14 protein-coding genes are annotated in these 13,821 nt (G+C 60.3%); 2 read left to right on the forward strand and 12 right to left on the reverse strand.

The features are described 5' to 3' along the window. Nucleotides 1-3 precede the first annotated feature (3 nt). Both GNZ12_RS35570 and GNZ12_RS35575 read right to left on the reverse strand, forming a co-directional pair. On the reverse strand, nt 4-1,515 hold the full coding sequence (locus GNZ12_RS35570) for a sugar ABC transporter ATP-binding protein (protein ID WP_172316649.1): 1,512 nt from the start codon (nt 1,513-1,515) through the stop codon (nt 4-6). 95 nt (nt 1,516-1,610) lie between these two features. Then, nucleotides 1,611-2,609: a sugar ABC transporter substrate-binding protein gene (locus GNZ12_RS35575; protein ID WP_216673485.1), complete on the reverse strand. Its 999-nt coding sequence runs from the start codon at nt 2,607-2,609 to the stop codon at nt 1,611-1,613. 297 nt (nt 2,610-2,906) lie between these two features. Here GNZ12_RS35575 and GNZ12_RS35580 point away from each other — a divergent pair, with 297 nt between their 5' ends. Further along, on the forward strand, nt 2,907-4,031 hold the full coding sequence (locus tag GNZ12_RS35580; RefSeq protein ID WP_328806110.1) for a LacI family DNA-binding transcriptional regulator: 1,125 nt from the start codon (nt 2,907-2,909) through the stop codon (nt 4,029-4,031). Nucleotides 4,032-4,049: 18 nt separating this feature from the next. Here GNZ12_RS35580 and GNZ12_RS45400 read toward each other — a convergent pair whose 3' ends face one another. From GNZ12_RS45400 to GNZ12_RS35610, 6 genes are all read right to left on the reverse strand, one after another. Further along, the gene (locus GNZ12_RS45400; protein ID WP_172316650.1) at nt 4,050-4,577 is read right to left on the reverse strand and encodes a helix-turn-helix domain-containing protein; all 528 of its coding nucleotides are present in this window, start codon (nt 4,575-4,577) and stop codon (nt 4,050-4,052) included. Nucleotides 4,578-4,877: 300 nt separating this feature from the next. After that, nucleotides 4,878-5,225: a cupin domain-containing protein gene (locus tag GNZ12_RS35590; RefSeq protein WP_172316651.1), complete on the reverse strand. Its 348-nt coding sequence runs from the start codon at nt 5,223-5,225 to the stop codon at nt 4,878-4,880. Further along, nucleotides 5,222-6,199, reverse strand: a complete 978-nt coding sequence (locus GNZ12_RS35595; protein ID WP_172316652.1) for a quinone oxidoreductase family protein — start codon at nt 6,197-6,199, stop codon at nt 5,222-5,224. The genes GNZ12_RS35590 and GNZ12_RS35595 overlap by 4 nt, the downstream gene beginning before the upstream one ends. A gap of 119 nt (nt 6,200-6,318) precedes the next feature. Then, complete coding sequence (locus GNZ12_RS35600) at nt 6,319-7,200, reverse strand: BKACE family enzyme (RefSeq protein WP_172316653.1); 882 nt, start codon at nt 7,198-7,200, stop codon at nt 6,319-6,321. A gap of 17 nt (nt 7,201-7,217) precedes the next feature. Continuing rightward, nucleotides 7,218-7,967 carry an SDR family NAD(P)-dependent oxidoreductase gene (locus tag GNZ12_RS35605; RefSeq protein ID WP_172316654.1) on the reverse strand — a complete coding sequence of 250 codons (750 nt, stop codon included), beginning with the start codon at nt 7,965-7,967 and terminating at the stop codon, nt 7,218-7,220. Nucleotides 7,968-7,981: 14 nt separating this feature from the next. After that, nucleotides 7,982-8,824 carry a dioxygenase family protein gene (locus GNZ12_RS35610; RefSeq protein WP_172316695.1) on the reverse strand — a complete coding sequence of 281 codons (843 nt, stop codon included), beginning with the start codon at nt 8,822-8,824 and terminating at the stop codon, nt 7,982-7,984. 437 nt (nt 8,825-9,261) lie between these two features. Between GNZ12_RS35610 and GNZ12_RS35615 the strand changes: the two genes are divergently transcribed. Then, nucleotides 9,262-9,852 (forward strand): carboxymuconolactone decarboxylase family protein, encoded by a 591-nt coding sequence (locus GNZ12_RS35615; RefSeq protein WP_172316655.1) that lies wholly within the window; start codon nt 9,262-9,264, stop codon nt 9,850-9,852. Between the two features lie 94 nt (nt 9,853-9,946). Here GNZ12_RS35615 and GNZ12_RS35620 read toward each other — a convergent pair whose 3' ends face one another. The 4 genes from GNZ12_RS35620 to GNZ12_RS35635 are packed head-to-tail and all read right to left on the reverse strand — an operon-like array spanning nt 9,947 to nt 13,544. Beyond that, nucleotides 9,947-10,867, reverse strand: a complete 921-nt coding sequence (locus GNZ12_RS35620; protein ID WP_172316696.1) for a glyoxalase — start codon at nt 10,865-10,867, stop codon at nt 9,947-9,949. Nucleotides 10,868-10,922: 55 nt separating this feature from the next. Further along, nucleotides 10,923-11,330, reverse strand: a complete 408-nt coding sequence (locus tag GNZ12_RS35625; RefSeq protein ID WP_407947748.1) for a DoxX family protein — start codon at nt 11,328-11,330, stop codon at nt 10,923-10,925. A 37-nt stretch (nt 11,331-11,367) separates the two neighbouring features. After that, entirely contained in the window at nt 11,368-13,260 is a 1,893-nt protein-coding gene (locus tag GNZ12_RS35630) for an amidohydrolase (RefSeq protein WP_172316657.1), read from the reverse strand. Next, nucleotides 13,257-13,544: a DUF1427 family protein gene (locus GNZ12_RS35635; protein WP_172316658.1), complete on the reverse strand. Its 288-nt coding sequence runs from the start codon at nt 13,542-13,544 to the stop codon at nt 13,257-13,259. The genes GNZ12_RS35630 and GNZ12_RS35635 overlap by 4 nt, the downstream gene beginning before the upstream one ends. Nucleotides 13,545-13,821 lie beyond the last annotated feature (277 nt).

The raw sequence follows: 13,821 nt of genomic DNA on the forward strand, positions 1-13,821 counted from the left end.
CATTTAACTCCCATGCATCGCCAGGCGAAGAATGTTTTGTTCGCTCAGGTTTTCTCTAGGCAATTCGCCCGAGACCACGCCTTCGCGCATGACATACGCGCGATCGCAAACGTGAACAATCTCCGTCAATTCAGAACTGATGAGCAGAACGGCGGCACCGTCTTTAATCAGGTTCTCGATCAGGTTGAAAATTTCCGTCTTTGCGCCGATGTCTATGCCGCGCGTCGGCTCATCGAATATGAACAGCCGGCATCCGGCACTGAGCCATTTACCAATCACGATCTTCTGCTGATTGCCGCCGCTCAGGACACGGGCGCTCTTGTTGGGGTCACCAGGCGCAATCCGCAAGGAATCGATGAGCGCTTTAGTCGCACTCCTTGCTTTCTCCGCTTGATACCACCCTTTTGGAAAGAGTTTCCACAGGCTGGAGGTAAGCAGGTTTTCATGCACTGAGCGCTTCAGCGCCAGCCCCTCCTGCTTCCGGTTTTCAGGAATCAGACCCACGCCCATTGCTGCGACTTTGTGAGGACCGCCCGTCACGGCTTCTCCAAAGACGGTCACCTGCCCGGTTTGAATCGGGTCCGCGCCGAAGACCGCCCGCACGACTTCCGTACGCCCGGCGCCAACAAGCCCCGAAAGTCCGACGATTTCACCGCACCGAACCTGCAGATCGACACCTCGAACGCCGGTTGTCGTGGTCAACTGGCGCACGTCGAGCGCGACCTTGCCCGGCTCGCCGAAATACTGGCGCTTGTATACCGTCCCGACTGAGCGGCCAACCATCAACGCGATGAGTTCATCGGGTGTCGCCGCGCTGGCCGGCATCGACTGCACCAGACGGCCGTCACGCAAGACCGTGACGCGATCGCCCAGGTCGAACACCTCCTTCATGCGATGGGAGATATAGACAATCGCGGCACCGGACTCGCGCAGCTTCCTGACGACACTGAATAGCGCCTCGGCCTCACGATCGGAAATCGCTGCCGTCGGCTCGTCCATGACCACCACGCGGGCATGGTGCGAGAGCGCCTTCGCGATCTCCACCATCTGCTGCTGCGCGACGCCGAGGTCGGCCGCATACGCATGGGTATCGTAGGCAAGCCCAAGTTCTTCGAGCGCGGCTCTCGCGTCGAGATGCATCTTGCGATGATCGATCAGGCCAAAGCGATTGCGCGGTTCGCGGCCAACGTAGATGTTCTGCGCGATGTTCAGATGCGGTACAAGGGAGAACTCCTGGAAGATCACCGCAATGCCGAGTCGTTTGGCGTCAGCGGGCGACTCGATTGTTATGGGTAGGCCGTCGCTAAAGAACTCGCCGGAGTCGGCTCTGTACGCGCCAAACAGTACCTTCATCAAGGACGACTTCCCTGCGCCGTTCTCCCCGAGCAGCATATGCACTTCACCGGCATACAACTGAAGATCGACGTCGGTCAGGGCGCGCACACCGGGGAAGCTCTTGCAGATCTTGCGCAATTCCAGAAGAGGCACGCCATCGGTTGGAATCGTAGTTTCCATGTTTGCCTTCATTTTGTGGCTTGAGCAGTCGCCGGCGGGTGCCGGATATCGTTCGAACGATATCCGGCACCGCGGCAGCGCGAACGCTTGCGTCGTTAGTTGCTCACGACATCGCCCCACTTCGGACACTGCCGTTTGTCGCCCGGCACTTCGAATGGCGCGTAGTTCGTTTTATCGATGACGATGCCTTTGATCAGAATGGTCTGCGGAACGGGCTCCTTACGCACCGTCCTCACGGCCGCCATCGTGGCAATGCAACCCATCTTGTAGCCGTTGAATTCGGCGGTCGCCAGCAGTCGGCCGTCCTCGATGGCTTTGACCGACTCGGGCACGCCCCCGATACCCACCACCTTGACCTGCTTCTGCCCGGCCGCCTCCAATGCCTCGATGGCCCCCATCGCCATCACGTCCGCCGCCGCGAGAACACCGTCGATCTTTGGATTCGACTGAATCAGGTTCTCCATGACCTGAAGCGCCTGCAAACGCTGATAGTTCGCGGGCTGGGAGGCGAGGAGCCTGACGTTCGGAAACTCCTCCAGCGCCTTGTGAAAACCGCGTACCCGCTCATCACTGGTGGTGGAACCCTTCACACCTTCAAGAATGACCACATTGCCTTTACCGCCGATGTTCTTCAGCAGATAGCGGCCGACGTCCAGCCCAAGATTGAAGTCATCGGCAACGACGACGGAGGCGAATTTTCCGCCTGCGACCCGGTCGTTGTAGTTGATGATCGGGATACCGATCGCGTTGACCTTCTCGATCTCCGGAACGACGCCATGAGGATTGACACCCATGAACAGCACGACGCTCGGTTTCTTGACACTGACGTCCTCAAGTTCACTGATCTGCTCGCCAAGATCATTGGGTCGCGTCGGCGCGTAATGGGTCACCGAAACGCCGAGTTCCTTTGCTGCCGCGTCGACGCCGGCGTGGACGAGCGCGAAATGCGGATCAACCTGATTCTTGTAGAAAGCCGCGACGCTCTCGCCTGTCGCAAATGCGTTTGGCCCTGCGGCAATGCCCAGTGCGAACGCACAGGTGATGAGCACGCGCTTTTTCGCCAGTCGGTTCGTAAGTTCTGTGGTCAGTTTCAAGGTCGTCTCCGTTTAACTGTTTTTTGGCAGGCATCTAGCGCGTGCCCGAGTCCGATATGCCTGCCCGGTTGCGGGAATGCATCCCGGGGAACACGTTCGATTTTGTGCACAATCAATGCAATCGTTTGCCTAAAAAAGCGAACTAATTATTAAGCTTTTGCTGCATCGCGAATGCCAATACCAACTCTGCTTCTACTGCGCGACAATTTTTATGCAAACGTATGCATATACTATCCCGACAGACACCTTTGTCAAATCATTTATGCCGCTTGCCGCATAGGGTTTGTACTTGCAACATTGAGCGCAACCCTTTGCACCTATACAATGGCTTCCATGGCCAAAACATCAGAATCCCGGACAACGAACCGTGTCACCATTCGCGAAGTCGCGCTGCATGCGTCTGTCAACGCGTCGACGGTCTCGCGAGCCCTCAATCCTGCAACCCGTCACCTGATTGGGGACGAAGTCGTTCGCAGAGTATTGGCATCCGCGAAATCGCTGGGTTACCGTCAGAACAAGCTCGCGTCCGCGCTCCGCGGAGGCCAGTCAAGGGTGGTCGGGGTGTGCCTGCCCGATATCGAGAACCCGGTATTCCCGCCGATTGTTTGTGGCATCGAGGAAGAACTCGCGGCCGTTGGTTATGGCGTCCTGATCGCCAATACCGTTGGAACATTGAAAGACCAGGAACGCATGCTTGAGCAGATGCTCGAGCGCCAGGTCGACGGCCTGGTTCTCGCAACCGCTGCTCGTCACGACCCGCTAGTACGCCGTTGCATTCTCGATGGCATACCCGTCGTGCTGGTGAATCGTGCGGAAGAAGGCGGACAGGTGCCGGAAGTGATCAACGACGACTTCCTCTCCATGAAGCTTGCAGTCGATCACCTGGTGGAACTGGGGCACAAGCGGATTGCGCATCTCTCCGGCCCTGAGCGCCTGGCAACCGGGCTCTCGCGAATCCAGGGTTTCCAGATGGCGACGCAGCAGCATCGCCTGACCGGGACGGTCGTCCTCGAGGCGGCGGAATTCACGCGTGAAGCGGGCCGGGTCGCCTGCGAGCAGTTGCTGAAGGAACACAAAAGCGTCACTGCGATCATTGCCGCGAATGACCTGATCGCGCTGGGGTGCTATGACGTTTTCGCGGAACAAGGTCTGGTGTGTCCGAAAGATATTTCGCTCATCGGTCACAACGACATGCCGCTCCTCGACATGCTCCATCCGCCATTAACCACGCTGCGCATCCAGCACCGGGAAATGGGCCGGCAGGCCGCAAGACTGCTGCTCGGGATGATTGCGGCACCGGGTTCGGCCCCACACCGCATTACGCTTCCCCCCGAACTGATGGTTCGTGGCTCAACTGCCATGCCACGCAATACGCCGCAGCGAGCGAGAGCGCCGAAATCCGCTCCCGCTTCTGCTGAGTGAGTACAGAACCGCCGAGGTTCAGCCTGAAGCGCTTTCTTCAGGCGGCCTGATGCGCTGACGCGCGAGCCATTCGCGCGGTGAATGGCCAATCCGTGATTTAAAGAACGTCGAAAATGCGCTCGACGTGAAGCCAAGAACACGGGCCGTCTCGGCCACGGAAATCCCGCGTACAAGCGCGCACATCGCCACCCCTACTTGCACCTCCCGGCGCCATCGGCCGACACTAACGCCGAGCTCCCTGGTAAAAATCCGGCTCAAAGTACGGCAGCTGACTCCCGCACGGCTTGCCGCGTCCCTGAGCGCCATATCCTTGGTCGGATGCATGAGCAGCGCCTCGCATAGCGCCGCGACACGGCTTCCCGGTGACGGCATGCGGACAGCAAAAGTCCCTCCAGTCTCATGCACCGCGCGCAGCTCATCAGCTAACAGAGCTACAACCACTGCATATGAGCGTTCGATAATCGCTCGTTGCGTCGCCGAGAAGATCGCGACTAATACATCGGAGCAACGCAGAACGCGCGCCGCCGGTACGAAATCGGTGCTCACGCCGGTATCGACTCGAAGCGCGCAAATATCAGCGTCGTACACCGCGGAGACACTATGCGTGACCGACTGCGGAAGCCAGATGCCATCGCCTTGTGTCACACAGTACGCGCGTCGCCCCACCGTTATCCACACACCGCCGTGCCGCACATAGAGAAAGCAGCCGACAGCGGCGGGCTCGGCATGCCGCTGTTCACCAGCGCCAAGCCGCATATCCGTTACAACACACGTTGAATGCATCATGCGCAAGCTTTGCGGGTCGCCATGGGAAGCACGCGGGCGCTTATCACTACCGTCGCCCCTTCAGCATTGCTCGGGTGGAAACGGCATTGCCAGCAGAATCTTCGCCGGGCTGCGGGAACGGTTTTGCAATGCCCGCCGTTCTCCCGGTGCAATACGGCACGAATCGAAGGCCGCGAGAATAACCTCGCCTTCATCGGTTATAACGATGACTTCCCCTTCCAGTACCACGTAGTGTTTTTCAACGCGCGACGCATCCGATGTGGTGTAGCCACCTGGCTCGATCACCGAAACCCCTAGCCACAGCGACTCTGCCGGTCCGGCTTCATGGCCTTGAAGCCGGACGCACCGCATCGAAAAGTGGTTGGGCGGATAATATTCAGGCGCATCTTCAAAGCGGGTTACGTTCATGGCTTGAGCAGAACCCGGTTCGCCGCGCCGCGGAAAACAGCCTGATATGCGAGCGCTGCGTCAGAGAGATCGAAGACAAATTCCTCAACAATGGGAAAAGGCTTTAACGTGCCAAGCTCGAAGGCGGGCAACAACGCGTCGAGAATGAGCGCGCCTTCCGTGCTGTCGAGTGCAAGCGTATCGATGCCGACATAGGTGTGCTGCCCCCGATAGAACGTAAAGATGTCAAATGGCACCGGACGTTCGATGGTGGAGATGAAAATCTGCGTCCCTCGTACCGCCATGGCCTTGTTGGCATTTTCGAAGTATGGACTGCCAACCGTGTTGTACACGATGTCCGCGCCATGGCCATCTGTCAATCGCCGAACCACCTCGTCGAGATTTTGCGACGAGGCGTCGATCATGGTGACGTCGGCGTTCGCATGGCCGATGTACGGTTCATTCGTGCGTTCGACACCAAACACCTGCGCCCCAGCCTGGGTCGCAAGTTGTATCGCCGCCTGCCCCACCTTTCCGTTTGCGCCCAGCACGAGGACGACGTCGCCTTCTTCCACGCCCCCCGCCCGTTGCAGTCCTTCGAAGGCGGTAACGAAGGGAACGCCGATCGCCCCCGCCTCCTCCATGGTCAGATTTCCGGGTTTGGCGCGCACACTGCCCACGGGCACGGTGAGATAGCCGGCGTGCGTGCCGTCGCGCCGGATACCCAGCTCGCCGCCGCTCCCCCACACTTCCTTGCCAAGCATCTCCTGCGGCCCCTCGACAACAATGCCCGCGTAATCCCGACCCGGCGTGCGCGGCCACACCGCATGCGGCATGAAGCCGAGCACGGCCTTCACGTCGCTCGGATTCACTGCCGCGCTCACCACGCGCACGAGACACTCGGCAAACTCGACGTCCGGCGCATCTTGCGCGCCGATATGCAGATCGAGCGAGTTGATATCGACGCTCTTTTCCATGACACGAATTGTTTTCATTTTCTAATTTCCTAAAAGGTCAAGATAACTCGCCCGTTCCCACCACCTTGCGCGGCGTAAGGACCACCCCTGCGGCCAACATGCCGCCTGACCTGACGACAGCCCCATCGAGTACGCGCTTATCCGTTCAGCCCTAGAAGCTCGCGCGCCTCCTGACTGGTCGCCAGTTCGCCGCCAAGCGCGTGCACAATGTCGCGTGCACGCGTGACCAGCTCCGCATTGCTGTTGGCGAGCACGCCCTTGGCGATGTAGATGTTGTCCTCAAGCCCGACCCTGACATGCCCGCCCGCCAACCATGACTGGGCGACGATCGGAAATTCGAAACGGCCGACACCGAAGGCCGACCAGACGGCGTGACGGGGTAGCAGATTGCGCGCGTAGAGAAGCGTTTCCGGACTGGCCGAGAAGCCATATTTGACGCCCATCACCAGCGTCCAGAGCCCCGGCCCGTCAAGAACGCCCTCCTTGATCAGGTCTAATGCCAGGTGCAAGTCACCGGAGTCGAAAATCTCAAGCTCGGGCTTGACGCCCGCCTCGCGAATGACGTTAGCCATGCGCGTGACATTCTTAGGTGTATTGATGACAACGTCGCCACCAGAGTTCATCGTGTTCAGGTCGAGACTGCAGATGTCCGGCTTGAGTTCGAGAATGTGCTCGACGCGCCTTTCCGGCGGCAGCAAGGTCGTGCCCGGCGCCGCGACTCTGGGGTCGTCGTCACTCGGAATAAAGCGGCCGCCCGGGCCGGTGGTCAGATTGATGATGAGATCGGCATTCACCGCGCGGATGCGCTCGATGACTTCCCGGTAAAGTTTCACATCCATCGAGGGCCGTCCCGTCTCGGGATCACGCACATGGATGTGAACGGCGGCCGCACCGGCGCGTGCCGCATCGAGCGAGGCGGTCGCGATCTGCTCGGGTGTGATCGGCAGCCCCGGATGTTGCTCCGGTTTGGTGATATTGCCTGTTACAGCACAGGTGATGATGGTCTTGCGGGAATGCATGTTGGGCCTCGCTGCAACTAGTTCAGGCGACGGCCACCGTCCACGACGATGGTCACCCCGGTGCTGAATTTCAGATGAGTGGCGCAGGCCTCGATGGCGGCCGCGATATCGTCTGGCGTCGCGATGCGGCCTAGCGGCGTGGTGGCCGCGACCTTGTCGTTGAAGTCATCGCCACGACCGGGAACGAACGACGTGTCAACTACCCCCGGGGACACGTTCAGGACACGAATGCGAGGTGCAAGCGCGCGGCCAAGCGAGACCGCCATCACATCAAGCCCGGCTTTGGCCGCGCAGTAGGCGATGTTGCTGCCATTACCCGTCGTGCCGGAAATCGAGGAAACGTTGACGACCAGGCCGTCCCCCGACGCCTCGAGCAGTTCGCGGAAAGCACGGATGGCTGCGAATTGCCCGCGCCAGTTGACCTTCAGAATCTTATCGATCAATTCGTCGGTGAGCGCATCCAGGTCGGCATGCTTGACGGGCTGAGTGAAGCCCGCCGTGTTCACGAGAATATCGGCGCGGCCATACCGGTCGCGCACCAACCCGGCCAGCGCGCTCAGGCTCTCGCTCTCGGTAATGGAAGCGAGCGCCGCGCTGTGGCCCTCACCCGGCAGATCGTCGGCTACCCGCTGCGCCTTGGCGAGCTCACGCTGACCGACCACGACGACGCGGGCGCCGGCTTGCCCAAGACGGTGAGCCGCAGCAGCGCCGATACCGCCGGTTCCGCCCAGGATGACCGCAACCTTCCCTGAAAGTGTGTTCGACACGTGAGACCTCTTCTTTACTTGATGGGAGGAGTGGGATAGGTCGGCGTTCCTTCGGCAAGAACGAAGTCGTAGTCGAGTGTGTAGTACAGCCTGTCTACGTCCTGTCTCGGACCCGTGCCGGAATCGTGGCGCTGGAACGTGCCGACGAGACAGCGGTTGACACCAAACACGACGTCGGAATTCAGGTGCTCCGAGTCATCGGCGAACACTTGCGAGACCAGGGTTGCGTAGCCTTGCGCGATGATGACGAAGTGCAGATGCGCTGGCCGGAACGGGTGGCGATTCTGCTTTTCAAGCAGCACGCCTACCGGCCCGTCGGTGGGCACAGGGTAGCCGGCAGGACGCACACTCTTGCAGGTAAAACGCCCCTCGCTGTCCGTGTAGAAGTGACCGCGCAGGTTCTTGTCGGGCTGGCTCGAGTCCTGGTTTTCGTACAAGCCGACTGGCGAGGCCTGCCAGATGTCGACTTTAGCGTTGGCAACCGGCTCGCCCTGGATGTTGAGCACGCGTCCGTTCACGAAGAGCGGAGCGCCGGGCGAGTTCTCACATGCGATGCTTTCTCCATTCGCGTACTGCGGCGAGTCGCCCCGGTAGAACGGCCCCAGCAGGGCGCCCGGCGTTCGGCCGCTTGCGTCCGAGTTGTTCAGCAACGTCACCAGGGTCGAGAGACCCAGCACGTCAGCGAGCAGAACGACTTCATTGTGCCTGTCGTTACAAGCCAGGCCGACCGCCCTGACGAAATCAAGGCCCTTCTCGAATTCCTCGTCCGTCAGCTTCACCTGTTTCAGGAACGCGTGACCATGCTCCACCAGCGCGTCGAGGAGTTCCTTGAGCCGAGGATTGTCGGTCTGGCTCATGGCCGCCTTGACAACGGCGGTTATCGAAGCGGCGTCGTCGACGATGTTCTTCAGATGGTTTGAATCTTCCACAGGACGTCTCCATCGGTGCAATCGTTTGCATAATAATTTGCAAACTACCCGATGTCAAAGCCTAGACACCATCCTGGACACCATAGTTAACCCTGATTACTCAGGTAGACAGGGCACGCAAAAATAGGCGAATCGCGCAACCGTTTGCAAAAGAATGTCTTCGGCCCACCCATCGCACCCCGACGAGCCGACCTAAGCGCAATATCCGTGAGCCGCTTTCTCTGACGAATCAGGACTTTCAAACCGAACCGAGCGCTGACGCTCCATGCAAGTCAGGAATAGCTCTTATGCTCCGGCGGCGCCTACTGCGAAGGTGCCGCATCAGCGACACTGGTGTCCCTATTGTTTTTGATCCGAGGCAGTCGATGGCCAAGTTTCTCGCATATACAGCCGCAACCGCCCCTGCTGCGTCTCAACCGGGCCTCCAACAGGCAGAACGTATTTTTGGCGTCGTGCCGAATCTCCAGGCACATTTGGCGGAGTCGCCGGAAGCACTGTCCGGCTATTTCACACTTCTCGAACTTTTCTCCAAGAGCACGTTGGGCGCAGTGGAACAGCAAGTTGTATCGATGACTGCAAACTTCGAGAACAACTGCCACTACTCGATGGCTGGACACAGCGCTCGCGCGTTGCAGGTTGGCATGGATCAGACACTCGTCGCTGCCCTACGTGAAGGCAAGCCACTCGCGGATCCGAAGCTTGAAGCGTTGCGTCGCTTCACGACTCACGTAGTACGGGAACGTGGTTTCGTTGCTGAAGCGGACATCAATGCCTTTCTGGCGGCGGGTTACTTTCGCCGAAACGTGCTAGAGGTATTGCTCGGTGTAGCGGCAAAGATCTTGGGCAATTACACAAACCATATTGTCCGTACGGAATATGATGATTTCATGCGGGGGCACGAATGGAGCAAGCCGCCTGCCTTCGACGCAAACGCCATTCCTGCGAGGAACGACTGATAGTGACGGGCCCCGTCTTCCGGGGTCTCTGGCTTGGCCGCAGACCGTCCCCACCCTCTCCCCGGGTGAGGACGGCCGGTACATCCGGCCGGGCTTAGTGCGCGGCCGCGTGAATCTCGGCGATGTAACCGCCCGGGAACCGCACGAGCGCGGCGTCGCGGCCACCCGAGGTGAACGGCTGCACGAGTACGGTCGCGCCAGCCGCCTGCGCTTTCTTCAGCGTGCCGGCGAGATCCTTCACCTCGTAGCCGGTCAACTCGTGCCCGAACGGGTAAGGCAGATGGCCGTCGGTCACGAGGACGGTGATCTTGCCGAAGCCCGACTCGATCCGCACGCGCCGATACGTGTCGCTCGGCCGGCCAATCTCGATGCCCGGCGCCTTGCGGTCGTCGGACACGACCTTGCCGTGCGAGAACGATACGAAATCGCGGATGAGCGCGTTCGCGCGCTTCGGCGACACATACACGCGATTTTCCGGCACCGTCTCCAGCGGATCGTAATGCGGCGCCTGCGTGTGCCAGTACAGCTGCATATGCACACCACCTGGCCACGAGATCAGCGCATCACGCCCGATCGGATCCGGGAACGTGTCCACGTATACATCCGCGCCATGCGCCTTCGCCGACTTCACCGCCGCATCCATGTCGGTCACGAGATAACCGGTGCGCTCACTGCCGAACGGGTACGGAACCGGCGTCTTGAAGCCAAATACCGACAACGTGCCGGCCGGCGTGAACACGAGCTGCGACATCGTCTGGCTCGGCGTCGGCGTCACCTGGAAAACGCCCTGCCGCGACTTATGGCCGCCAAACGTCGCGACGAAGCTGTCGGTGAATTTGTCGAAGTCCTCGGGCGCGACGTAGACGTGTGTCGTGTCGTACTGCGGCCCGACGGCCAACGACGGCACCGCCGCGGGCCTCGCTAGCACCGGGGGGGTGGCTAGCGCCAGCGACGAGGTTACGGCGAGCGTTCCCGCGACCAGCGCGGTTACAGCGAGGGAACGGAATTTACGCATGATGTTGAAAGTTCCTCTGTTATGCATGATGGTGAAAGTTCCTCTTTGGGTTCAGCTATGCCTTGCCACGGGACCGGTGTGCGCCGCTGGCCAGATAGGTCACCGCAATAAAGGCAGCAATCAGCCCGAGGTGCTCAAAAAAACCGTTCAATGCGCTGAAACGTGCATTGCCAGTCAGACTCCAGAAATTGTTGGCGACCAGCATGGCAACGGCGGTCAGTGCGGACAGCCCGCCTGCGCCCAGCCAGACAAGCCGGTTGAAAACCACGCAGAAGGAGCCGCCCAGTTCGACGACAATCGCCAGCGTCGCCCACAGCGCCCCTGGATGCAGGCCGAAATGCTCCTGCTCCAGAATGGCGTCATGGAAATGCGCGAGCTTGTCGACGCCCCCGATCAGATACGCAGACACGAGGGCGAGCCGCGCCAGCGGCAGCACCCACGACCGTGCCAGCAACGCGGCCACCCACGACGGATTTCCCAGCAGCGCGCCTGTTCTCACGTCAGACCGCCCAGCAGGAGCAGCCGAGCGCGCCCCAGAAGCCATGCAGGTCCGAGGTCGGCGCATTGGCCGTCCACGCGCGGGCATGCGCGTGACCGTGCACACCGCATGCCGTCGCACAACCACACGACGCCGCTGCGACCTGCTGCAGCGCCGCTTCGCCGTTGCCGCTCGCGTTCTTCCACGCGGCGAAACCACCAAAGCGGCGCACCGGCGACCAGTCCGGCATCGCGGGCGGCGGTGCGCTGTCGTCGAGCGACGCGAATTCACCCGTGCCGTATACCACCTTGCCACCCACCACGGTCAGCAGCGACGTGGTATCGGCAATCTCGTCCTCCGCGCACGCTAAGAAGTCGCGGTCCGGGACGATCAGGTCTGCAAACTGACCTGCCTCGATCCGGCCTTTCTTGCCCTCCTCGTTCGAGAACCAGGTCACATTTTCGGTCCACATGCGCAGGGCTGTTTCGCGATCCAGGCAGTTGCGCTGCGGATACATCCGCAGACCACCCACCGTCTTGCCCGTCACCAGCCACGACAGCGATACCCAAGGGTTGTACGACGCAACCCGTGTTGCGTCCGTACCGGCCGAAGTCCGGACTCCCTTCTCCAGCATCTTCGCAACCGGCGGCGTGGCCTCGGCTGCCTTCGCACCGTAACGCTCGACAAAGTACTCTCCCTGGTACGCCATCCGATGCTGCACCGCGACGCCACCACCCAGCGCAGCGATTCGGTCCATCGACTTCTCGGAAATCGTCTCGGCGTGATCGAAGAACCAGTTGATGCCGGCAAGCGGCACGTCCCTGTTGACCTTCTCGAACACGTCGAGCGCGCGGCTTATCGTTTCGTCATAGGTCGCATGCATACGCCACGGCCAACGGTTCTCCGCCAGTACGCGCACGACTTCTTCCAGCTCTCCCTCCATCTGCGGGGGCATCTCCGGACGCGCGACACGAAAGTCCTCGAAGTCCGCTGCCGAGAACACCAGCATCTCGCCTGCGCCGTTGTGGCGGAAGTAATCGTTACCCTGCTTGTACTTCGACGTCTTCGTCCAGTTCAGGAAGTCATCCTTCTCAGCCTTCGGCTTCTGCGTGAACAGGTTGTAGGCGAGACGGATCGTCAGCTGGCCCTCGTCGGACAGTTTCTCGATAACCTCGTAATCGTCCGGATAGTTCTGGGAGCCACCGCCCGCGTCGATCACACCGGTCACGCCCAACCGGTTAAGTTCGCGCATGAAGTGGCGGGTCGAATTCACCTGATAGTCGAACGGCAGCTTCGGACCCTTCGCCAGCGTCGCGTACAGGATCGATGCATTCGGCTGTGCGAGCAGCAGGCCGGTCGGATTGCCGGCGCTGTCTCGCACGATCTGTCCTCCCGGGGGCTCCGGCGTATCCTTCGTGTAGCCGGCCACGCGCAGAGCCGCCGCATTCAGTAGCGCGCGATCGTACAAATGCAGAATGAACACGGGTGTATCGGGTGCAACCGCATTCAGCTCTTCGATCGTGGGCAAGCGTTTCTCGTCGAATTGATGCTCGGTGAATCCACCCACCACGCGCACCCATTGCGGCGCCGGCGTGACGGCGACCTGCTCGCGCAGCATGTCCATCGCGGTAGCAAGGGAGCGCACGCCATCCCAGCGCAGCTCCATGTTGAAGTTCAGTCCGCCGCGAATGATGTGAATGTGGTTGTCGATCAGTCCAGGCAGTACTCTGCGCCCCTTCAGGTCGATCACCCGGGTTGATGACCCTGCGAGCAGCAGGACTTCGACGTCGCTGCCCACCGCAGCAAACTTGCCATCCTTGATCGCAACAGCCGTTGCCGTGGGGTTCGAACTATCCAGCGTCGTAACCCGGCCGTTGTACAGGATCAGGTCCGGTTGAGTAATGGTAATGCTCATGAGTGTTCCTCCTCGTTGCCAGCAAGCCCCCGGTCTGCCTGCAACACGGCATGACCCGACCGGGTGCTGGAAAGACGACCGGTTCCGCTCACCTGATGCGATAACGCCGGTGGCGCCGAATAACCCAACAACTGCCTCGCGGAAGGAATCGCCTGCTCGCCGATCAGCATGCCCAGCAGACCCAGCAGTGCGATAAGCGGAGGTGCTGGCGAATGTACATGGATCAGGCTATAGATAATGCCGACCAGGATGCCGGCGCCTAGCGATAACAGATAGAGTTTCATTGGTCCTGCCTTGACGTCGAAGTATCGGATTGAAGCGTGCCAGTCGCTCGAGTTAATTACGCGAAGCGACGAGATCGACTGGCTGCATCGCCAATCGAAGACCCTGGCAACCTACGACTATTCACTGACAAACAAATTGGACGATTGATTTAGTCACGCGGCGCGGATAGCATTGCAAATATATCGCCATCCTAAATATATAATGATCGCTGTTTTGCCAATCGCTGCCACCGGTCAATCCGCACTTCGATTATCGTCGCCCACTCGACCGGCGGCG

It is taken from the genome of Paraburkholderia solitsugae (assembly GCF_013177695.1).
GTDB classification, from domain to species: Bacteria; Pseudomonadota; Gammaproteobacteria; order Burkholderiales; family Burkholderiaceae; genus Paraburkholderia; species Paraburkholderia solitsugae.

Bases quoted from the DNA above. Each gene is read 5' to 3' on its own strand.
- GNZ12_RS35570 (WP_172316649.1), bottom strand. From the start codon at position 1,515: ATGGAAACTACGATTCCAACCGATGGCGTGCCTCTTCTGGAATTGCGC.
- GNZ12_RS35590 (WP_172316651.1), bottom strand. From the start codon at position 5,225: ATGAACGTAACCCGCTTTGAAGATGCGCCTGAATATTATCCGCCCAAC.
- GNZ12_RS35595 (WP_172316652.1), bottom strand. From the start codon at position 6,199: ATGAAAACAATTCGTGTCATGGAAAAGAGCGTCGATATCAACTCGCTC.
- GNZ12_RS35600 (WP_172316653.1), bottom strand. From the start codon at position 7,200: ATGCATTCCCGCAAGACCATCATCACCTGTGCTGTAACAGGCAATATC.
- GNZ12_RS35610 (WP_172316695.1), bottom strand. From the start codon at position 8,824: ATGAGCCAGACCGACAATCCTCGGCTCAAGGAACTCCTCGACGCGCTG.
- GNZ12_RS35615 (WP_172316655.1), top strand. From the start codon at position 9,262: ATGGCCAAGTTTCTCGCATATACAGCCGCAACCGCCCCTGCTGCGTCT.
- GNZ12_RS35620 (WP_172316696.1), bottom strand. From the start codon at position 10,867: ATGCGTAAATTCCGTTCCCTCGCTGTAACCGCGCTGGTCGCGGGAACG.
- GNZ12_RS35630 (WP_172316657.1), bottom strand. From the start codon at position 13,260: ATGAGCATTACCATTACTCAACCGGACCTGATCCTGTACAACGGCCGG.
- GNZ12_RS35635 (WP_172316658.1), bottom strand. From the start codon at position 13,544: ATGAAACTCTATCTGTTATCGCTAGGCGCCGGCATCCTGGTCGGCATT.